At 35.9% G+C, this 20,648-nt stretch carries 16 protein-coding genes; 9 read left to right on the top strand and 7 right to left on the bottom strand.

The window, feature by feature from the left end; all coding sequences use genetic code 11:
- Positions 1-5 precede the first annotated feature (5 nt).
- The gene (locus DKT72_RS15470) at positions 6-383 is read left to right on the top strand and encodes a DUF1801 domain-containing protein (RefSeq protein ID WP_111309651.1); all 378 of its coding nucleotides are present in this window, start codon (positions 6-8) and stop codon (positions 381-383) included.
- A gap of 61 nt (positions 384-444) precedes the next feature.
- Here DKT72_RS15470 and DKT72_RS15465 read toward each other — a convergent pair whose 3' ends face one another.
- Both DKT72_RS15465 and kdsA read right to left on the bottom strand, forming a co-directional pair.
- Positions 445-1,305, bottom strand: a complete 861-nt coding sequence (locus tag DKT72_RS15465; protein ID WP_370445578.1) for a hypothetical protein — start codon at positions 1,303-1,305, stop codon at positions 445-447.
- A 12-nt stretch (positions 1,306-1,317) separates the two neighbouring features.
- Complete coding sequence (gene kdsA, locus DKT72_RS15460; RefSeq protein ID WP_111309649.1) at positions 1,318-2,136, bottom strand: 3-deoxy-8-phosphooctulonate synthase; 819 nt, start codon at positions 2,134-2,136, stop codon at positions 1,318-1,320.
- Positions 2,137-2,398: 262 nt separating this feature from the next.
- Here kdsA and typA point away from each other — a divergent pair, with 262 nt between their 5' ends.
- Both typA and DKT72_RS15445 read left to right on the top strand, forming a co-directional pair.
- Complete coding sequence (gene typA, locus DKT72_RS15455; RefSeq protein ID WP_111309648.1) at positions 2,399-4,198, top strand: translational GTPase TypA; 1,800 nt, start codon at positions 2,399-2,401, stop codon at positions 4,196-4,198.
- A 392-nt stretch (positions 4,199-4,590) separates the two neighbouring features.
- Positions 4,591-5,892, top strand: coding sequence for an O-antigen translocase (locus tag DKT72_RS15445; RefSeq protein ID WP_111309646.1), 1,302 nt, complete (start codon positions 4,591-4,593; stop codon positions 5,890-5,892).
- Between the two features lie 139 nt (positions 5,893-6,031).
- Here the strand turns inward: DKT72_RS15445 and DKT72_RS15440 are convergent, their stop codons facing one another.
- Positions 6,032-6,715 carry a cell division ATP-binding protein FtsE gene (locus DKT72_RS15440; protein ID WP_111309662.1) on the bottom strand — a complete coding sequence of 228 codons (684 nt, stop codon included), beginning with the start codon at positions 6,713-6,715 and terminating at the stop codon, positions 6,032-6,034.
- Between the two features lie 242 nt (positions 6,716-6,957).
- On the opposite strand from DKT72_RS15440, the gene DKT72_RS15435 reads away from it, so the two are divergent.
- From DKT72_RS15435 to DKT72_RS15425, 3 genes are read left to right on the top strand one after another with little or no spacing between them, the layout of a single operon-like run.
- Positions 6,958-9,981 (top strand): tetratricopeptide repeat protein, encoded by a 3,024-nt coding sequence (locus tag DKT72_RS15435; protein ID WP_111309645.1) that lies wholly within the window; start codon positions 6,958-6,960, stop codon positions 9,979-9,981.
- Between the two features lie 53 nt (positions 9,982-10,034).
- Positions 10,035-11,765 carry a porin family protein gene (locus tag DKT72_RS15430; protein ID WP_111309644.1) on the top strand — a complete coding sequence of 577 codons (1,731 nt, stop codon included), beginning with the start codon at positions 10,035-10,037 and terminating at the stop codon, positions 11,763-11,765.
- Positions 11,766-11,785: 20 nt separating this feature from the next.
- A complete protein-coding gene (locus tag DKT72_RS15425; RefSeq protein WP_111309643.1) occupies positions 11,786-12,196 on the top strand; it encodes a hypothetical protein in 411 nt (136 codons plus the stop codon).
- On the opposite strand, the gene DKT72_RS15420 is transcribed toward DKT72_RS15425, so the two are convergent.
- Positions 12,193-12,891 carry a class I SAM-dependent methyltransferase gene (locus tag DKT72_RS15420; RefSeq protein ID WP_111309642.1) on the bottom strand — a complete coding sequence of 233 codons (699 nt, stop codon included), beginning with the start codon at positions 12,889-12,891 and terminating at the stop codon, positions 12,193-12,195. The genes DKT72_RS15425 and DKT72_RS15420 overlap by 4 nt on opposite strands.
- Positions 12,892-13,532: 641 nt before the next feature.
- On the opposite strand from DKT72_RS15420, the gene DKT72_RS15410 reads away from it, so the two are divergent.
- Positions 13,533-14,027: a YkgJ family cysteine cluster protein gene (locus tag DKT72_RS15410; RefSeq protein ID WP_111309640.1), complete on the top strand. Its 495-nt coding sequence runs from the start codon at positions 13,533-13,535 to the stop codon at positions 14,025-14,027.
- A 130-nt stretch (positions 14,028-14,157) separates the two neighbouring features.
- On the opposite strand, the gene DKT72_RS15405 is transcribed toward DKT72_RS15410, so the two are convergent.
- Complete coding sequence (locus DKT72_RS15405; RefSeq protein WP_111309639.1) at positions 14,158-15,234, bottom strand: serine hydrolase domain-containing protein; 1,077 nt, start codon at positions 15,232-15,234, stop codon at positions 14,158-14,160.
- Positions 15,234-16,664, bottom strand: a complete 1,431-nt coding sequence (locus tag DKT72_RS15400; protein ID WP_235841738.1) for an exo-beta-N-acetylmuramidase NamZ family protein — start codon at positions 16,662-16,664, stop codon at positions 15,234-15,236. The genes DKT72_RS15405 and DKT72_RS15400 overlap by 1 nt, the downstream gene beginning before the upstream one ends.
- Positions 16,665-16,672: 8 nt before the next feature.
- Here DKT72_RS15400 and DKT72_RS15395 point away from each other — a divergent pair, with 8 nt between their 5' ends.
- Positions 16,673-17,908: an ABC transporter permease gene (locus DKT72_RS15395; protein ID WP_111309638.1), complete on the top strand. Its 1,236-nt coding sequence runs from the start codon at positions 16,673-16,675 to the stop codon at positions 17,906-17,908.
- A 110-nt stretch (positions 17,909-18,018) separates the two neighbouring features.
- Positions 18,019-19,257, top strand: coding sequence for a DNA (cytosine-5-)-methyltransferase (gene dcm / locus DKT72_RS15390; RefSeq protein WP_111309637.1), 1,239 nt, complete (start codon positions 18,019-18,021; stop codon positions 19,255-19,257).
- Here the strand turns inward: dcm and DKT72_RS15385 are convergent.
- The gene (locus tag DKT72_RS15385; protein ID WP_111309636.1) at positions 19,233-19,997 is read right to left on the bottom strand and encodes an Eco47II family restriction endonuclease; all 765 of its coding nucleotides are present in this window, start codon (positions 19,995-19,997) and stop codon (positions 19,233-19,235) included. The genes dcm and DKT72_RS15385 overlap by 25 nt on opposite strands.
- Between the last annotated feature and the right edge of the window lie 651 nt (positions 19,998-20,648).

Raw genomic sequence — 20,648 nt, 5'->3', positions numbered from 1 at the left:
AAACTTTGAAACCTGTAGAGCAATATTTTCTTAATCAAAAAGAGCCTTACCAATCTATCATGCTTTATGTAAGAAGTATTATTTTAAATGCATTACCAGAAGTTGAAGAAAGATATAGTTATAAAATCCCATTTTACAATTGCCATAAAAAGCCCATGCTTTACTTGAATATTCTAAAAGGCACCAATTATGTAGATGTAGCTTTTGTTCAAGGTGTATTATTAGAAAAGCAGTTTCCTGTCTTAAAAAACGATAATAAACGAAAACAAGTACGCTCTATTCAATTAAAAACGTTGGAAGATTTAGACTATGATAATTTTGTGGAATTATTACATGCCGCATCCAACCAATTAAGCATAAGTAGAAAAGCCTGGTTTATTTGAGGAACAACTCATCTCATGTGAATATCGATTTAAGAATTTGCCATTCCCATGAAAATGGGAATTAAATTCTAAAAATACCTCCAAAAGCAATAATGCGTTGTAAATATAAAAAGTGTTGAGAAGCACTTTCTGCAACATTGCTTGTGGTTCTAATGTCAGGCATATCAATATAACCACCTTTTAAATCAAGTTCCATAAAGAAATATTTGAAAAAAGTAAAGTTAACGCCCGCATTTAAAGAAACACCATAACCAGCTAAATGAAATTCATCATATCTGTCTTTTTGTAGTAAGGTTGTATTGGTTTTTGGGTATAATATGCCCGCACCAATCCCTTCCGTTATATTTATTTGGAACTTATCAATATTTGGTAATTTGAAAAGATTTGAAATATCATCGTGTCTCGAAAATTCAGCGTACACATAATTCAAACCATTGGTATGTTCAAATTGTAAAAAATCTTCAGACAAAAAAACAGGATCATTATTATAAGTGCCATTGTAAACTGAGCCTGGCTCTGAGTTTGGTAGATTTATATAGCCGTTAACTGTTTTGGTATTATGGGTCATGACATATTTCATGTGGTCTACACCTAATGCTATGGCGTATTTATTTGATATAAAATATCCAATCTTAACATTGGTTTGAGGTATGGTGACTCTTGTAGGATTTACATAATCGATATGCCAGCCTTTAGGTTTATCATGTGCAGAAGCATTATTTACTGTAAAATCATAATCTTCACCTTTAAAATGAATATCAGATTTAGAAAATGTTTCTCTATTGCCTCCCCAGTTAAAAAAGAATTTCCCTTTGTTTGAGGCAGCGTATTTGATTGGTTTGGCAGAATCTTGAGCTTTAATTTGAATGGAACATAGCGCAATGGCTATGCAGAACATAGATGTTGTGTAATTGTATTTCATTTAAAAATTAGATTATAGGGAATTAACTGTTTTTCTGATAGCAACAAGATTGGTTAATAAATGCTCCAAAAGATCTAAATGAAGCATATTGGCACCATCACTTTTTGCGTTAGCTGGGTCAAAATGGGTTTCAATAAATAAGCCATCTACATTGTTTACAACGCCAGCTCTGGCGATGGTTTCAATCATATCGGGTCTGCCACCTGTTACGCCACTTGACTGATTGGGTTGTTGCAACGAATGTGTCACATCTAAAATAGTTGGTGCATATTGGCGCATGGTTGGAATGCCACGAAAATCTACAATCATATCTTGATAACCAAACATAGTGCCCCTGTCAGTGATCCATGCTTTTTCATTACCAGAATCTTTTATTTTTTGTACGGCATGTTTCATCGCTTCAGGACTCATAAATTGTCCTTTTTTTAGATTTATCACTTTACCCGTTTCTGCAGCAGCTACCAGTAAATCTGTTTGGCGAACTAAAAAGGCAGGAATTTGTAAAACATCAACATATTGTGCGGCCAGATGCGCATCGGAAATTTCATGAATATCGGTAACTGTTGGGACACCAAAGGTGTCTGAAACTTTCTTTAAAATCTTTAATGCTTTTTCGTCTCCAATACCAGTGAAACTATCCACTCTACTCCGATTGGCTTTTTTAAAACTACCTTTAAAAACATAAGGAATCTCTAATTTGTTGGTAATGGTTACCACTTTTTCGGCAATTCGCAAAGCCATATCTTCGCCTTCAATGGCACAAGGACCACAAAGCAAAAAGAAATTGTCAGCGTTTAAATGGTTAAGTTTGGGGATATCCTGAAGATTCATAGATAAAATAATTTCTTTTTATTATTGCGCAAAGATACTATTAATACTTAATTAATCAGTATGTCTTTTAATTGAAAAAGCTTATTGATTATATTCATATCAGCCATTGGAATGCTATGCTTTTTGGGTTATTAATGTGTTTAAAACCAAAAAGATATAGTGCATATGGTGTCTTTTTTTTATTTCAAAAAAAAGGAATGCTCAAAAAATGATTATTTTATTAATTATAACTACCTTTGCACGCTTAAAATAAGGCACCTATATGGCTAATATTAAAAACATTGCAATTATTGCGCACGTAGACCACGGTAAAACCACGTTGGTTGATAAAATTATGTACCATTGTCAGTTATTCCGTGAAAACGAAAATACAGGCGATTTAATCCTTGACAATAATGATTTAGAACGTGAAAGAGGGATTACCATAACCTCTAAAAACGTTTCGGTAATTTATAAGGATACCAAAATTAATATTATAGATACACCAGGCCACGCGGATTTTGGAGGAGAAGTAGAACGTGTGTTAAATATGGCAGATGGTGTTTTGTTATTGGTAGATGCTTTTGAAGGTCCTATGCCACAAACCCGTTTCGTGTTGCAAAAAGCTATTGATTTAGGTTTAAAACCATGTGTGGTTATCAATAAGGTAGATAAAGAAAACTGTACACCGGAAGAAGTGCATGAAAAAGTGTTCGATTTAATGTTTGAATTGGGTGCGGAAGAATGGCAATTGGATTTCCCAACCGTTTATGGTTCTGCAAAAAACAATTGGATGAGTGACGATTGGAAAAACCAAACAGAAAATATAGAACCATTGTTAGATATGGTTATTGAACATATTCCTGCTCCGAAAATTGAAGAAGGAACTACCCAGATGTTAATTACATCTTTAGATTTTTCATCATTTACAGGTCGTATTGCGATTGGGCGTTTAACGCGAGGTGGATTAAAAACAGGACAAAATATTTCTTTGGTAAAAAGAGATGGTAGTATTGTAAAAACGAAAATCAAGGAAGTTCATATTTTTGAAGGTTTAGGACGCAAGAAAGTAGACGAAGTTCAAACGGGTGATATTTGTGCGCTTGTTGGTTTGGAAGGTTTTGAAATTGGTGATACTGTTGCCGATTTTGAAAATCCTGAAGGATTAAAGACCATTGCCATAGACGAGCCAACCATGAGTATGTTGTTCACCATTAATGATTCTCCTTTCTTTGGAAAAGATGGAAAATTTGTAACCTCTCGACATATCAAAGATCGTTTGAAAAAGGAGTTAGAAAAAAACTTGGCACTTAGAGTAGAAGAAACAGACAGTGCCGATAAATTTATGGTTTTTGGACGTGGAGTATTACACTTATCGGTTTTAATAGAAACTATGAGACGTGAAGGTTATGAGCTTCAAATTGGACAGCCTCAGGTTATTATAAGAGAGATTGATGGTGTAAAATGCGAACCTGTTGAAGAAATGACCATTGATTTACCAGAAGCGGTTTCAGGAAAAGCGATTGAAATGGTAAGTTTGCGTAAAGGAGAAATGACCAGTATGGAAGCTAAAGGTGATCGTATGGTTTGTCAATTTTTAATGCCTTCAAGAGGTATCATTGGTTTGCGTAACCAGTTATTAACGGCAACGGCAGGAGAGGCTATTATGGCACACCGATTTAAAGAATACCAACCCTTAAAAGGGGGTATTCCAGAGCGTCAAAATGGTTCATTGGTTTCTATGGAAAAAGGCCAAGCCATTCCTTACTCTATTGATAAACTGCAAGAGCGTGGTAAGTTTTTTATTGATCCGGGCGAAGATATTTATGAAGGACAGGTTATTGGTGAAAACTCGCGTGGTGATGATATGGCGGTAAACGTAACTAAAACTAAAAAGTTAAGTAACGTACGGTCATCTGGAGCAGATGATAAAGCTAAAATTGTACCGGCTATTAAATTTTCTTTGGAAGAAGCTTTAGAGTATATTCAAAAAGATGAGTATGTTGAGGTAACGCCTAATCATATTAGATTGCGAAAAATTTATTTGTCTGAAGTAGATAGAAAACGTAACAAAATCATATAATTGTCATTTTTAGGAATTGAAATCGTAGAGTGGATTGGCTATTTAGCCATGACAACTGTTTTGATCTCGTTTTTAATGAAATCTATTAAAAAGTTAAGAATAGTAAACGCCCTGGGGTGTTTACTATTTGTTTTTTATGGACTTTTTCTTCACCCGTTATCCAAACCAATTATCATTACAAATACAGCTATCTTGCTTATTAATCTTTATTATTTAATTAATAAAAAAGGAAAGTGATTTTTTATTAATTTAAAACAAATTTCACAAATACGATTACCTTATGTAATACGTTATTTGATTTTGTATATTTGATTTCCCATGAACATTTTAATCTAAACCAATTGTTTAATATAAAAAAGGAAAATCATAAACAAAAAGTAAATTGTTGTTAATTGAAAAAAATTATAGATTATATAAACAATAAAGTTTTAATAAAGATTATTTCATTAAAAACGGCTTCTGTGGTTACCAGAATGGTTGCAGGGATTTTAACTTCAAAAGCCATAGCTATTTTTATTGGGGCTGAAGGCTTAGCATTGATTGGTAACTTACAAAACTTTGTAGCTTCTACACAATCTGTTGCCACGCTTGGTTTTTATAATGGGTTTGTTAAATACGTTTCAAAATTTAAAGATGATACCATACGCCTAAGTAAAATACTGTCTACTGTTTTTTATTACGGATTTATCTCTACTATCTTTATATCTTTCTTTTGTTATTTTAATGCCAATTTCATTAATGATATCATTTTCCCAACGTATAACAATTATACTTATATCATTAAAATTTTTGCTATAGTACTTCCATTTTATTCATTGAATATATTTTCATTTTCTATAATGAATGGGTTTTCAAAGTATAAAATTCTTATCATTATAAATATTATAGGGCAAATTTTAGGAGTTTCAATCGCTATCCTTTTAATTTATCAAAACAGAATAGATGGAGCTTTAATATCTGTGGCGATAGCGGAGTCTATTATATTTTTAATCACTTTGGTGGGAATAACCAATAGAAGGAGTTTGGCGCCATTAATACAGGTAAAACAAGTTAGTTGGGGTTTTTTGAGAAAAATGGGGCCTTATTCAATAATGGCATTGTTTTCAGCTATTATCCTTCCCCTTGTTATGCTGGTTATCAGATCTTATATTATAGAAAATGTTGGTTATAAAGACGCTGGTTTTTGGGAGGCTATGACGCGTATTTCTAAATATTATTTAATGTTTGTAACCTCTTTAATGGCATTATATATAATACCTAGATTTTCTGAGATTGATAGTATTCAAGAATTTAAGAAGGAGGTTTTAAGCTTTTACAAAACGGTGATGCCCATTTTTGCTTTGGGCTTGTTTGTTATTTATTTATTGAAATCATACATCGTAGTATTTATCTTTTCAGAAGAATTTGAACCTGTAGGGAATTTGTTTTTATGGCAATTATTAGGCGATTTTCTTAAAGTGTTATCTATGGTGATCACGTATCAGTTTTTAGCAAAAAAAATGTTTTGGCATTATGTAGTGACTGAGGTTTTCTTTTTATTGACCTTATACCTAACGAGTATCTATTTTATAGATTTATATGGCGTAAAAGGTGCTGTGATAGGTCACTTTGTTAGTTATTTGGTGTACTATGCTATTATTTTATTGATATTTGGAAATTCTATATTTAGTGTGGAAGATCCAGAGAGCAAATAAAGAAAATGACATAGCTAAAAATTGAAATAACTATTTTAAAAAGTCTTCTAAATCCGTTTTTTGAAGTGTTTGCAGTAGACCTTTATTTAATATATAGTACAATCACTACAGAGAAAAAACATTAGGAGTGTAAAAATGATTAATTTTTTCTTTGTACTACTTCATACACCTGATTGTCGTCGCATTTCAAAGTTTTGCTTGGGTATTTTAACAACAACGCATAATCGTGTGTAGCCATTAAAATGGTATTGCCATTTTTATTTATTTCTTGTAACACTTCCATAACCTCAATGCTGGTTTGCGGATCTAAATTTCCTGTGGGTTCATCAGCCAAAATAAGTTCAGGATTATTAAGTAAGGCTCTGGCAATAGCGATACGCTGCTGTTCTCCACCAGACAATTCGTGTGGATATTTAAACCCTTTGGTTTTCATGTCCACTTTTGTTAACACTTCTTCAACCCGTTTGTTCATGTCATTTTTGTCTTTCCACCCGGTGGCTTTTAAAACAAACAATAAATTTTCATTGATGGTTCTATCGGTTAGTAATTTAAAGTCTTGAAACACCACGCCAAGTTTTCGCCTTAAAAACGGAATATCATTTTCTTTAAGTGTTTTTAAATTGTATTCTACAATATGTCCTTCGCCTTCTGTTAAAGCTAAATCCCCATAGAGCGTTTTCATAAAACTACTTTTTCCAGACCCTGTTTTGCCTATTAAATAAACAAAATCCCCTTTGTTTATTTCAACATTAACATTGGAAAGCACCAGGCTATCTCCTTGGTAAATAGATACATCTTTTAATTGTAGAACAGGGTTTGACATAAAATAAATAGATTTTTTTAATCGTTTTGTAAAAGTATTATTTAAAAGTTGAAAGTTAAAAGGTAAAAGCGAAAAGTTTAGGGGATGTGATTCTCTTCTAACGTCCATTAATAACAATTTATTGGTGCAAATACTGATTTTTTCCGTTTTTTAATAAGTCGGTTTATAATTCTAGCACAATTGTTGCGTTATAGGTTTTATATTGAATTATCTTTGATTTTTAAATTAAAAACATATTGTCAATGACAAGAAAGAACAGTTTTTCTCTTCTGGTTGCTTTAACTTTTTGCTATCAGGTTATAGCCCAGCAATCTGCAACATATACCAATGATTTGGTAGATTTTCAAAAAGCATTAACCCTTTATAATAATCAACAATATTTAGCCTCTCAATCGTTATTCACTACGGTTCAAAAAACAGCTAAAGAAGATGTTTTAAAGTCAGATTGTGCTTATTACATAGCCAATTGTGCCGTGCGATTGAATCAACAAAATGCAGATAGATTGGTAGAAGATTTCGTTAAAGAATATCCCACAAGTACAAAGCGGAATACCGCTTTTGTGGATGTGGCGGATTATTATTTTGTTAATGGAAAGTTTCCGTATGCCCTAAAATGGTACGCTAAAGTAGATGAAGATGCTTTGAGTGGAAAGGAAAAGGAGAAATTCAATTTTAATTACGGCTATTCAGCATTTTCGGCGAAGCAGTATAAAGATGCTAAAAAATATTTAAGTAGGGTGGAGAACTCTCAAGAATACGGCTCGCAAGCCAAATATTATATTGGTTTTATGGCGTATGAGGGTGACGATTATGAACAGGCCAATCAGTATTTTAATCAGGTTGGCGACCAAGAACGCTACAAAGAAAAGCTGTCTTATTATCAAGCCGATTTAAACTTTAAATTAGGGAAATTTGAAGAAGCCATCAAATTAGCTAAAGAACAATTGGCTAAGGGTGATAAAAGTGAAGTGTCTGAACTTTCAAAAATTATTGGCGAAAGTTATTTCAATTTAAAAGAATATGCCACTGCCATTCCTTATTTAAAAGCTTATGAAGGTAAAAAAGGAAAATGGAATAATGTCGATTTTTACCAATTGGGCTATGCTTATTACAAGCAGAAAGATTATGAAAAGGCGGTTTCAGAGTTCAATAAAATAATAGGGGGTAACGATGCCACTGCTCAAAATGCCTATTATCATTTAGGGGAAAGTTACATAGAGCTTAACAAAAAACAAGAGGCTTTAAATGCCTTTAGAAATGCGTCTCAAATGACTTATGATTTAAAGATTCAAGAAGATGCTTGGTTAAATTATGCTAAGATTAGTTACGAAATTGGTAATCCATACCAATCAGCTCCTCAGGTTTTGGCTGAATATTTAAACAAATATCCAAAGACCACGTATAGAGACGAGATTGAAACACTTTTAATCGATTCTTATATTACAGCAAAAAATTATAAGGAAGCCATGAAGCTTTTAGAAGGTAAAAATAGTTTTGAAAATAAAGTGGCTTTACAAAAAGTAGCCTTTTATAGAGGTTTAGAGGTTTACAATGAAGGCAATTATTTAGAAGCCAAATCGCTTTTTGAGAAATCGTTAAAAGAACCAAGGGATAATTCCTATACTGCCAGAGCCACGTTTTGGAAAGCGGAAACGGATTATAATTTAAACAATTATAACGATGCCCTAGTGGGTTTTAAACAATTTGAACAACAGGCGTCTGCTGCTTCCACTCCAGAGTATACCAATATTGATTACAATCTGGCATATACTTATTTCAAACTGAAAAACTATCCGCAAGCCAGTCAACATTTCAATCAGTTCATCAGTAAAAGAAAAGATGATAAAGTAAGATTGAATGATGCGTATTTGCGTTTGGGAGATACTTATTTTGTATCTAGTGATTATAGCGATGCTGCCAAAGCATATGATAATGCTATCAAGTTAAATGAAATGGATTCCGATTATCCGTTTTTTCAAAAAGCCATTAGTGCCGGGTATGGTGGCAACGATTCCAAAAAAATAGCAGACTTAGAACAATTCATTTCAAAATACCCAACGTCTAAACTTCGTGATGATGCCATGTACGAGTTGGGGAATTCATATGTGAAAGCCAATCAAACAGACAAGGCGATGGCGATGTACAATCGTTTGAATGAAGAGTATCGCATGAGTTCGTTTGTGCCAAAATCATTATTGCGCCAAGGTTTGGTGTATTATAACGGAAGCAATAACGACCAAGCGTTGACCAAGTTTAAGAAAGTAGCAACCGATTATCCAGGGACTCCAGAGGCGGTGCAGGCCGTATCTACAGCCAGGCTTATTTATATTGACATGGGTCGTGTAGATGAGTATGCTGCTTGGGCTAAAACCTTAAACTTTGTGAATGTGACGGATGCCGACTTAGATAACGCCACTTATGAGGCTGCCGAAAAACAGTATTTAGATAATAATACCGATAAAGCCATTAAGCAATTTAATGGATACTTGGCGCAATTTCCTAATGGATTGCATGCCTTACAAGCTCATTTTTATGTGGCGCAAATGTATTATAAGCAAGGTTTAGGAGAGAATGCCGCACCGCATTATAAATACATTGTTGAGACCTCACAAAGTGAATTTACTGAACAAGCATTGGCGCGTTTGTCGCAGCATTATTTAGAAGCAAAAAACTGGAATGCTGCCATTCCCTTGTTAAAGAGATTGGAAACCGAGGCTAACTTGCCTCAGAATGTGGTGTTTGCACAATCCAATTTAATGAAGGCACAATACCAATTGGAGAACTATACCGATGCTATTTCCTATGCTGAAAAAGTGTTGTCCAATTCAAAAATTGACAATAAAATTAAGAGCGATGCCCATGTGATTATTGCACGTTCTGCTATTAAAATGGGTGATGAAGTGAAAGCAAAAGCAGCTTTTGCTAAAGTGGAAGAAGTTGCTACGGGAGAAACAGCGGCCGAGGCACTTTACTATGATGCGTATTTTAAAAATAAAGAAGGCAAGTTTGAAGCCTCTAATACTTCTGTTCAAAAATTAGCTAAAGATTTTTCAGCTTATAAATATTACAGTGCTAAAGGTTTGGTACTTATGGCTCAGAACTTTTATGCTCTAAAAGATGCCTTCCAAGCGACCTATATTCTAGAAAGTGTTATTCAGAATTTTCCAGAGTTTAGTGATGTGGTTGCAGAAGCCAAAGCAGAGTTAAGTAAAATAAAAGCAGAAGAATCTAAAACCAATTCATCGGTTAGGACAGAAGGCAATTAATTTTGTCAATAATAAATCGTAATTCGTCAATCGTAAATCGTAATTCAAAACATATGCGTAAGCACATAAAACATATCATATTACTAGTAGTTACTTTAAATGTATCGGTATTAGTTGCTCAAACTAGAGAAAAAGATACCATAAAAACAGGCGTCATCGATGTTGTAAAGCCTTATACGCCTTCCATATCAGATGCTTTTAAAGTTAAGGAAACCCCTAATTTAAATGATGAGGTTACCACCAACAAAAAGGATATAAAATATAATATATTTTCCATTCCAGTAGCGTCAACTTTTACACCTGCCAAGGGAAAAGCGGCCGTTGTAGAACAGAAAGCCCCCGAAAAGGTCTTTGATAACTATGCCACGTTGGGAGTGGGCACCTATACCACTATTTTAGGAGAAGTGTATGTGAGCCATGCCATTAGTAGAACGGAAAGCATCGGTGGGTATATCAGTCATCATTCGTCACAAGGAGGTATTGAAAATCTGGTGTTCGATGATAATTTTTCTGATTCAAAGCTTAACATTAATTACGGGTCTCGTTTAAGGGATTTATCATGGAATGTAGAAGCTGGGTTTGGGTATAAAACCTATAATTGGTATGGTGTTCCAGAATCTCAAATAGATGGAGCGGTTCTAGATCAAATTGCGGTAGGTCATTCTTTTTTTGATGCGCATTTAGGTAGTGATATTTCTTTTGAAGATACCTATATTAATTCTGCTAAGGTGTTTTTTAGACGTTTTGGAGATAACCAAGGGTCTGCTGAAAACAGGTTTACGGCGCAAATAAAAGCCGATATTCCTATTAATGATGAAGAATTGGCAACGGTTTTAAAGTTTGATTATTTAGGCGGTGCTTTTGATAGAAGTTATGGTGTTGATGAGGAATTGAAATACGGCAACTTTTTTGTGGGGCTGTCATCAACCTATCAAATGAAGCAAGATGATTTAACAGTCGATTTAGGAGCGTCTGTGTATTATTTAAACGATACTGAGGGAAGCGATAATAAAGTGTATCTATACCCGAATGTAACGGCCACTTACCGTTTGGTCAACGATATTTTAATTGCTTATGGTGGTATTCAAGGCGACTTGATACAGAATTCCTATTATGGCTTTGCTAATGAAAATCCGTTTGTGTCACCAACCTTGTATATTCAGCCTACTGACCAATTATACAATGCTTTTGTGGGACTTAAAGGGAAAGTGTCCAGTAATATGAGTTATAATGTGAGTGGTCGATATATTTCAGATAGAAATAAAGCCTTGTTTAGAAATAATGATGTGACTGCGAACAGTGTTCAAGATTATTCTTATGGAAACTCCTTTGGAATCGTGTATGACGACATCAAAACCTATAGTGTTGGGGGTGAAATCAATGTAGATGTGAATAGAAATTTTACGTTGGGCATCAAAGCGGAGTATTTTGATTATGCTTCCGATACCCAAGCTGAGGCCTGGAATTTACCAGATATTAAAGGCTCCTTGTTTTTAGATTATCAAATAAGTGATAAGTGGTACACGGGAGCCAATTTATTTTATATTGGAGAGCGTAAGGACCAATTATATGTTGTTGATCCTATTATTAATTCGGTGCCGGTTACCGTAACCTTAGATAGTTATTTTGATGCGAATGTTCATCTGGGATATCATGTTAATGAGCAATTCTCGGTATTTGCTAAAGGAAACAATTTAGGGAACCAGGGCTACCAACGTTGGCAAAACTTCCCAGTGCAAAGCATTCAGTTTTTGGCTGGAGCCACTTATAAATTCGACTTTTAAGACCTAGACACTATGATACTATGAAACGCATATTGACCATATTGGTTTTAATAGTATCCTTACATGCTTTTTCTCAAAGCCTGGAGTGTTGCCACAATGTTGAGGAGGTAAAAAAAGCCATTGAGGGGGATTGGAAACTAAAAGGCGATACCAGAAATGTAGTGTATAGAATTTGGTTCGTTAAAGATAAAGGGTTTATAGAAGCTCTTGAAGAATTGAATCTGCCCCCCAAAGCAGAAGCTACTTATAGTGGAAAGTCGGCTATAGAGGAGCAAACCTTGGTAGATGTGACGTTTGAGAATGGTCTTTTTTTTATGGATATCATGTATGGGTATGGTGAAGTTTTAGAACCCATTTCTGTACTGAATAATGACAATTTCATCTTCGGAAAAGGGGTGTCTCAACATGTATTTATTAAAGATAAAGGTTAAAGGGTGAGTCTGGCCAAATAGTCAAAATGCGCCCCTTCCAACACCAGACTGCAAGTTAACCCCACGGTGTCGCAAGCCAGTTTTAAAGTGTCAAAATCTAAATACAACCATTTCATAGGTGTTTCTTCTTCGCCTTTGTAGCTTAAATAATAGTCCAATTCGCCGTAATAGGTAGCGTGTGCATCCATCCAAAAACCGCCATCTTCATCTTCGTACATGTATTTAATATCGGAAGAATCGATTAGGATCTGTCCGTTTGGTTTCAAGAGACTTTTTAGATGGTTTAGATATTTAGACACTTGGGTGAGTTCTTGAAAGATGCCTGTGCCATTCATCAACAACAATATGGTGTCGAAGGTTTCGGTTTCGTCTAAAAGATTTTTGACTTCCGTATTGGTAACGCCGCGACGTTTGGAAACGTCGATAGCTCCTGTTGAAATGTCGATGGCTTTGACGTCAAAGCCTTTTTTCTGTAAATACAAACTATGGTTTCCAGCCCCACAGCCGACATCTAAAACTGAGCCTTTCGCTATTTGTAATGCTTTTTGTTCCAGTTTGGGCATATCCTTAAAATCCCGAAACAAATAGGGTAGTGGTAACTCATCCTCTTCGGAAATGTTGGTGGATGTGATGAGGTCTTCGGTGTAATGGCCGTTTTGGTAATCTAATAAGGCGCGTCCAAATAGGTCTTTCATCAAAATATTATTTTTTTATTCATGTCCGTTGTAATGCGTCTCGATACAAATTTGTTCCGCTCGCTACACAAATTCACTCGACGTGACATTTAGTTTAATAATAATGTTTTTAGTTGAGTTAGCTTGTCCGTTTGAAATACAAAGGTACGAGGTATTTTGTATTGATAACCATGTCCGTTGTAATGCGTCTCGATACAAATCTGTTCCGCTCGCTGCACAAATTCACTCGACGTGACATCTAGTTTAATAATAATGTTTTTTAGTTTAGTTAGCTTGTCCGTTTGAAATACAAAAGTACGAGGTATTTTGTTATTGATAACCATGTCCGTTGGAATGCGTCTCGATACAAATTTGTTCCGCTCGCTGCACAAATTCACTCGACGTGACATCTAGTTTAATAATAATGTTTTTTAGTTTAGTTAGCTTGTCCGTTTGAAATACAAAAGTACGAGGTATTTTGTTATTGATAACCATGTCCGTTGGAATGCGTCTCGATACAAATTTGTTCCGCTCGCTACACAAATTCACTCGACGTGACATTTAGTTTAATAATAATGTTTTTAGTTGAGTTAGTTAGCTTGTCCGTTCGAGTGTCCCGATTTTTATCGGGATGTATCGAGAACTTTCGTTATTTTTACAGCATGCAACATACCATCAATACCCTTCCAAAGCTCGCCAAAGATAAGGATAACGAGAATAAAAAGTTCTTTGTGAAGCTAAAAAACAAGCCTCCAAAGAATTTAGATTATATCATGGAAGACCTGCATGAAGCGGAGTTTAAAAAAACGGACTGTTTGCAGTGTGCCAATTGTTGTAAAACCACAGGGCCTTTATTTACCGATAAGGATATTGAACGGATTGCCAAGCATTTTAAATTGAAACCACAGCAGTTCATCACTCAGTACTTGCGTGTGGATGAAGACAACGATTACGTGTTGCAACGTGTGCCTTGTACGTTTTTGGGAGCGGATCATTATTGTTCTATTTATAGCGTGCGCCCCAAAGCTTGCCAAGAGTTTCCGCATACTGATAGAAAAAAGTTTCAGCAAATTTCTAACCTCACTTTAAAGAATGTGGCTATTTGTCCAGCGGCTTTTAATATTGTGGAAGAGATGAAGCGACGTATCAAATTTTAATAAAGGATGTCAGTTCTAGTGGATTTGCGAAGTATAACGGAGCAAATTTGTATCGAGAAGCTAACTTCACTAAGGTTCTCGATACAACATATCTCGTGCCTCGATATGTCACTCGAACTGACATACGATTTTAAATGTCACTTTCTTCCACAAAAATAGCTTCTAATTCCAGACCGAAAGGTCGGATGTCTACATTTGATTTGTTGGTTAGAATGGTGATGACTACATCTTCTTCTGGATATATCATTAAAATGGTTGAGGCACCTACACCTCCGCCTGTATGGTAATATCTGGGGGTGTGATGGGGTGTTTGTTCTACTGAAAAGCCAATGCCGTAACCTGTTCTATTGCCGTTGGATAATCTTTGGGAGGTAACCAATTGCGATAGGGATGCTGTTGAAATAAGGGTGGGTGAAATGATTTCATGTCCAAATCTTGTGATGTCTTCAGAGGTGGATAGAAAACCGCCGCCTGCTACTTTGTATTCGTTGGCAACCGGGTTGCATAGAATGCGCTTCTTCCTAAAAAAATCAGTTGTATTGGGGGGTACGGCATTGGAAGCATCTAAGGTGGTGTTGTCCATTTTTAAAGGGATGAGAATGGAATCTCTTACCATGCTATAAAAGTCTTTATGGGCTGCTTTTTGCATCACTTCGCTTAGTAGGACATAATCAAATGAGTTGTAAAAATAGCGTGTTTGTGGTTCGAATAAAAGCGGGTCGTTTTTAAAAAGATCTAAACCTTCGGTAATGGTCATTCGTTTGTTGGATTCAAATTCATCATTAGTGGCTTTTCGGATGCCTGCTAAATGGCCACCTAATTGTCTGGGTGTGACATCGTATGCTTTTCTTGGATAATCGGGGAGGTAGTTGTAAATGCTGCTATCGATATCAATTAGCTTGTCATCCATCAATTTAGCGAGCATGACCGCTGTGATGGATTTAGAAATACTGGCAATTCGGAACAGGGTGTTACTGGGGTTGATAGGCACTGTTGGTTTACGTTTGCCATAGCCAAATCCTTCCGACCAAATCATCTCTCCGTGCTTGGATACTGTAATGGCCATGCCGGGAATGTGTTGTTTCTTTAAAAAGTTTTTAGCCTTTTTCTTGGCGGCACTTACTTTTTGTTGGGTAGGGTTATCGATATGTTGGCTAAAGCCCATGGAGGTTAATAATAGCATGAGCGAGGCAATGATTCTCTTCATTAATTGTAGATTAAATATTTTTTACGTGTGTTTTTAAAGGTTTCAAGGTCTTTTTGCCAAGTGGCTTTGATTTGTTCTTCGGTTAAACCGGCTTCAATTTGTTTTTGGAGTTTGGCTGTTCCTGCATGTTTGGTAAAGTTGGCTGTGTTAAAAACTTTCGATTTGTCCGTGGCATTGGTATATGCTTTTATGAGCCATTTTAAGCTGACTTGTTGCGGTGCTTTTTCATTCTTTAAATCTTCGCCATAGCATAGTTTGCCTTTGTGTTTTGGGTTTTTAGCTCCAAAATTTTCAACGGGGGTATAGGTGAAGGGGAACACCGATTTGTTTAAAAAGGGTGCGCCATAGCGTTGGAATTGAAACTCGGTACCTCGACCTGCATTGATATCTGTGCCTTCAAACAAACCAAGACTGGGGTATAATCTTATGGATTGGTCGTTGGGAAGGTTGGGCGAAGGGCGTATGGGTAAACTGTATGGCATGTTATGGTTGTAATTTTTAATGGGAATGACGGTGATTTGGCATTGTACGCCATTTTTTAGCCACTTTTGTCCATTAATCATGTTTGCATATTCACCAATAGTCATGCCATGTACTAATGGAATGGGGTGCATGCCGAGAAAACTTTGGTTTTGTATTTCTAAAGTGGGCCCATCGACATAGCTGCCATTGGGGTTGGGTCTGTCTAGTATAATCAATGGGATCTTGGCTTCTGCGCAGGCTTCCATGACGTAATGTAGCGTAGAGATGTAGGTGTAAAAGCGCACGCCTACATCTTGGATGTCAAAAATCATCACATCGACATTGGATAGGTCTTCTGATTTTGGTTTTTTATGGTCGCCATGTAGGGACACAATGGGTAATCCTGTTTTGGCATCTTTACTGTCGTTAACTAATTCGCCGGCATCTGCATCGCCTCGAAATCCGTGTTCTGGGGAAAAGACTTTGGAGATTTTGACTTTTAAGGCCCATAGCGAGTCTACCACATGGGTGTAGTTTTTACCATCTTTCTTAAAAATGATGCTTGTTGGGTTGGCAACGATTCCCACGCGTTTGTTTTTTAGTAGGGGGATGTATGCTTGTGTTTGGTTGGCACCGACTGTAATGGTTGTTGGTTGTTGGTTGTTGGTTGATGGTTTTTGGTTGTTGGTTGATGGTTGTTGGTTGATGGTTGATGGTTTTTGGTTGATGGTTTTTGGTTTTTGGTTTTTGGTTTTTGGGTCTTCGGGCATCGGTCTATCGTCTTCTATCTTTGCTCTTTGCTCTTTGTTCTCTGTTCTTTCGTCTTCTGTCTTCTGTCTATCATCTGCCATCTCTTGTTTATCATCTCTTGTCTTTTGTTTGTTATCTTCCTTCTTCGTTGTGTTTCCACAAGAAATTAGTACTAAAACAAATAATAAAACTGTATTTTTGAAAACTTGAAATCTCATATATAAACTTGAATTACGAATATTTTATAGCAAAACGCATTATTGGCAGTAAAGCGTATAAAAGTAGTATTTCGGCACCAATAATAAAAATTGGTATTGCTGCTATTGCTATTGGCATTGTGGTTATGATGGTTGCTATTGCCACGGGGATTGGCTTGCAGCAAAAAATACGTGATAAAGTGGTGGCGTTTAATGGGCATGTTACTATAACCAATTATGATAGTAACAATTCGCAGGAAAGCGTCGTGCCTATTTCTACTAAACAAGATTTTTACCCGGAGTTTAAGTCGGTTGAGGGTATTAAACATATACAGGCTGTTATTACCAAGTTCGGAATCATTAGAACGGAAACTGATTTTGAAGGGGTTGTTTTAAAAGGTGTTGGTGGTGATTATGATTGGAGCTATTTTAAAGATTTCTTAGTGGAAGGGCGTGTGCCGTATTATACGAAAAAGCTTAATGAGGATGTGTTGATATCGCAGTACATTGCCAATCGTATGGGGTTTAAGTTGGGGGATCGTTTTCAAATGTTTTTTAAGAAAGAGGATGCTGAAAAGCTTCCCAACATCATTACTTATCATATTGTTGGTATTTACAATTCGGGGTTTCAGGATTTGGATGCTACGTATGTGATTGGGGATATTCGCCACATGCAGCGTATTAATAATTGGGCTGCCGACCAGGTGGGGGATTTTGAGGTTTTTATAAATGATTATAGCGAGCTTGATAAAAAAGGGGCAGCTATTTATAAAGCTCTTCCGTCTACTCTCAATTCCAGAACTATTAGTGAAAGCTATTATTCCATTTTTGAATGGATTAAGATATTCGATAAAAACATTTATGGTATTATTGGGATTATGATATTGGTGGCTGGTATTAATATGATTACTGCGTTGTTGGTGTTGATTTTGGAGCGTACTCAAATGATTGGTATTTTAAAGGCCTTGGGAAGCAATAATTGGAGCATTCGTAAGCTGTTTTTGTATAATGCGTCTTATTTGATTGTTTTGGGCTTATTTTGGGGAAACCTCTTAGGTTTGGGCTTGTTGTTTGCTCAAAAGTACTTTAAGCTTTTTCCGTTGGATCCTAGTGTGTATTATGTTACTGAAGCGCCCGTTTTTATAAGTGTGGGCTATATTCTGGCTTTAAATATTGGGACTTTGGTACTGTGTTTATTGATGCTTTTGGTGCCTTCTTATATTATTACTAAAATATCGCCTGTTCGGGCGATTCGGTTTGAGTAGGTTATAAATCTTGGTCTAAATTTTATTTTTCAACCTCCTTTATATGGGCTTGTTTATCCCATTTTTTCTTTTAATTTTGTAACCATTGTGTAAGGTTAAATAATTTGGTTATGAATGAATATATGACGCTCTCAGAAACTGCTGCATACATCGGTAAAAGCAAGGAAACTTTAAGGCGTTGGGATAAAGAAGGCAAGTTAACCGCTGTTCGAGAACCTTTGAGTAATTATAGGGTGTATAGAAAATCGGATATTGATGCGTTGTTTGCTGATTTTCTGGATGACGACAATCAAGAAACCATTTCCAATTATGTGGAGCCTCATAATGAGTACACTGTTTTAGAACTTTTTGCAGGTGCTGGTGGTTTAGCCGTCGGCATGGAAAAAGCAGGTTTAAAATGTGTTGCTTTGAATGAAATGGATAAATGGGCTTGCCAAACCTTACGAAACAATCGTCCGAATTGGAATGTGTTGGAAGGCGATATTAAATCGTTTGATTTTAGTGACTATGAAAACAAGGTCGATGTGGTGACTGGTGGATTTCCTTGTCAAGCTTTTAGTTATGCTGGAAAGAAATTGGGCTTGGCAGATGCCAGAGGTACTTTGTTTTATGAATTTGCAAGGGTTGTAAAGGAAGTAAATCCCCCTATTTGCATTGGTGAAAATGTTCGTGGTTTGTTAAGTCATGAAAACGGTAAAACGCTTCAAGGGATGATATCTATTTTAGATGAGATTGGTTATAATGTGGTGCCTGTTCAAGTGCTTAAAGCGATTAATTTTAATGTTCCCCAAAAACGGGAACGATTGATTTTAGTAGGCGTTAGAAAAGATATTGATGTAATGTATGAATACCCGAAGCCTTATAAAAAGATTTACAATTTAAAAGATGCTCTAAAAAAAGGGGAGTTATTTGATTGTGATGTTCCAAAATCTGAAGGCTCCAAATATCCAAAGAGCAAAATAGATGTTTTAAAATTAGTACCCCAAAAAGGCTATTGGAGGGATTTGCCTTTGGAGATTCAAAAAGAATTTATGGGAGGCAGTTTTCATTTGGGCGGTGGAAAAACAGGCATCGCTCGAAGAATCGGTTGGGATGAACCATGCTTAACCCTTACATGCAGTCCTGCACAAAAGCAAACAGAACGGTGCCATCCTGAAGAAACACGACCGTTTACTGTTCGGGAATATGCTCGAATACAAACGTTCCCTGATGATTGGAAGTTTGAAGGGTCTATAGCGCAACAATATAAGCAAATAGGGAATGCCGTTCCAGTGAATCTTGGGAAAGAGGTGGGGTATTCGATTGTTAGGTTTTTGAATAGTTATTACAACTTATCAAAGCCTAGGTAATAGCTGTAATTTTCAAAAGTTACTTGGTCTAGGATGGTTCTTTTTGAAGTTTCTGTTTCAGATTTGATCTCATTCAAAGCTGAGTTTTCTTTTGCCATTTCACTTTTTTTAACCGAATGAAGATAATCGTTTATGGCAATGGGAAGGTTTTTATATAGTTGGAAAAGTGCCTTTTGATTTCCTGAAAGCATCGCATAAAACTGGTCGCCTGAAATTTTGTAGACGCGACTGTGGCTATATTCTTTTCCGTTAATATCTCCTTTCCAGAGTTCGCAAAAACTGTTTTTCGCTAGAATTTGAACCCAATAGCATTTCGCTTGTTTATAATCATCGGCATATCTAGATAGTTTTTGGAAAAGAGCTTCGGCAGAACTGCTGTTCATGGTGTTATGCTTGTTTTTTATGTCGGCAAACAAGGTGTCATCCGTCGCTTTAATATCAAAACCGCTAAAATTACCAACTTCAAAGCCTTTCATGCCGCTTAATATTTGCTCGTGAAATGTGCCTATGGAGTTGTTTATGGATTTATCAATTTGGCGTAATATTTCTGCTTGAATTAAACTTTCTTCGTCGATTTCATTAAACTTGGCATCGAAAGTGAGTTTTATGGTGTCCACTTTATTTGAGTAGAAATTCTTCTTTGTAATGTTGTTTTTAGCTTTTGTATAGGCTTTATGGAGGTTTGCTATGCAATATAAAAAGTGTTCGTCTGAAATAAAATCTACGTACTTATTTTCCATAATTTATTGATGTCTGTTATTGCTTACTAAAATATGGATTTTATTCTATTTATACCAAAGTCTGTGCATAGCGTTTTTGCGAGGAATGAAGCTATTTCATGATGCGGAACTAGGGTGCATCACCTGTGCAAACGGTGTGATTCCTCATGTTTCGGAATGACAGAACAACATCTGTTCTTCCTTCATTCCATGATATGATGCTATGAGCTTACACCGGCTTAGCAAATAGATAGGTGGCACTGCCCTGTAATTTGTTGTCCACATGTAAAAGTCACCGTGGCCAGTATCAGTCACCTGTTATGTGCTGAGGGCATGTATTGTCTAGGGTTCCTTCCTTCTTAATAAAGCTGTTTAATTTTGTCATGGTTTGGGGTTTGTGTTCCGTATTTTTTGGGAACTGGTTTAGGCTTTGCTACCGCTTTGGTAGTTTTTATAGGCGTAAACATAGGGTGTTTTTTGTTTTCTTGTTTTTGGATATGGTCTTAACTTGTCTTTTTTTCCGAATTTGCTGTTTTTTGCTTTTTGTGCGGTTTTTGGTTGTTTTTTCCGCTTTTTGCGCTTTTTGCGTTATTTGAGGGTTTGTGCGTTGTCTTGTCCTAAAATAGCTATACACAAAACCACGAGTATGGAAACATCAAAACAAACAGAAAA

Source organism: Confluentibacter sediminis (assembly GCF_003258355.1).
Classification (GTDB): Bacteria; Bacteroidota; Bacteroidia; order Flavobacteriales; family Flavobacteriaceae; genus Confluentibacter; species Confluentibacter sediminis.
This window is presented reverse-complemented; position numbering and strand designations above follow the sequence as displayed.

Excerpts from the sequence above, each read along its gene's own strand:
- DKT72_RS15465 (WP_370445578.1), bottom strand. The coding sequence starts at position 1,305 with ATGAAATACAATTACACAACATCTATGTTCTGCATAGCCATTGCGCTA.
- DKT72_RS15435 (WP_111309645.1), top strand. The coding sequence starts at position 6,958 with ATGACAAGAAAGAACAGTTTTTCTCTTCTGGTTGCTTTAACTTTTTGC.
- DKT72_RS15430 (WP_111309644.1), top strand. The coding sequence starts at position 10,035 with ATGCGTAAGCACATAAAACATATCATATTACTAGTAGTTACTTTAAAT.
- DKT72_RS15440 (WP_111309662.1), bottom strand. The coding sequence starts at position 6,715 with ATGTCAAACCCTGTTCTACAATTAAAAGATGTATCTATTTACCAAGGA.
- DKT72_RS15405 (WP_111309639.1), bottom strand. The coding sequence starts at position 15,234 with ATGAAGAGAATCATTGCCTCGCTCATGCTATTATTAACCTCCATGGGC.
- kdsA (WP_111309649.1), bottom strand. The coding sequence starts at position 2,136 with ATGAATCTTCAGGATATCCCCAAACTTAACCATTTAAACGCTGACAAT.
- DKT72_RS15420 (WP_111309642.1), bottom strand. The coding sequence starts at position 12,891 with ATGAAAGACCTATTTGGACGCGCCTTATTAGATTACCAAAACGGCCAT.
- DKT72_RS15400 (WP_235841738.1), bottom strand. The coding sequence starts at position 16,664 with ATGAGATTTCAAGTTTTCAAAAATACAGTTTTATTATTTGTTTTAGTA.
- typA (WP_111309648.1), top strand. The coding sequence starts at position 2,399 with ATGGCTAATATTAAAAACATTGCAATTATTGCGCACGTAGACCACGGT.
- DKT72_RS15425 (WP_111309643.1), top strand. The coding sequence starts at position 11,786 with ATGAAACGCATATTGACCATATTGGTTTTAATAGTATCCTTACATGCT.
- dcm (WP_111309637.1), top strand. The coding sequence starts at position 18,019 with ATGAATGAATATATGACGCTCTCAGAAACTGCTGCATACATCGGTAAA.
- DKT72_RS15410 (WP_111309640.1), top strand. The coding sequence starts at position 13,533 with ATGCAACATACCATCAATACCCTTCCAAAGCTCGCCAAAGATAAGGAT.
- DKT72_RS15385 (WP_111309636.1), bottom strand. The coding sequence starts at position 19,997 with ATGGAAAATAAGTACGTAGATTTTATTTCAGACGAACACTTTTTATAT.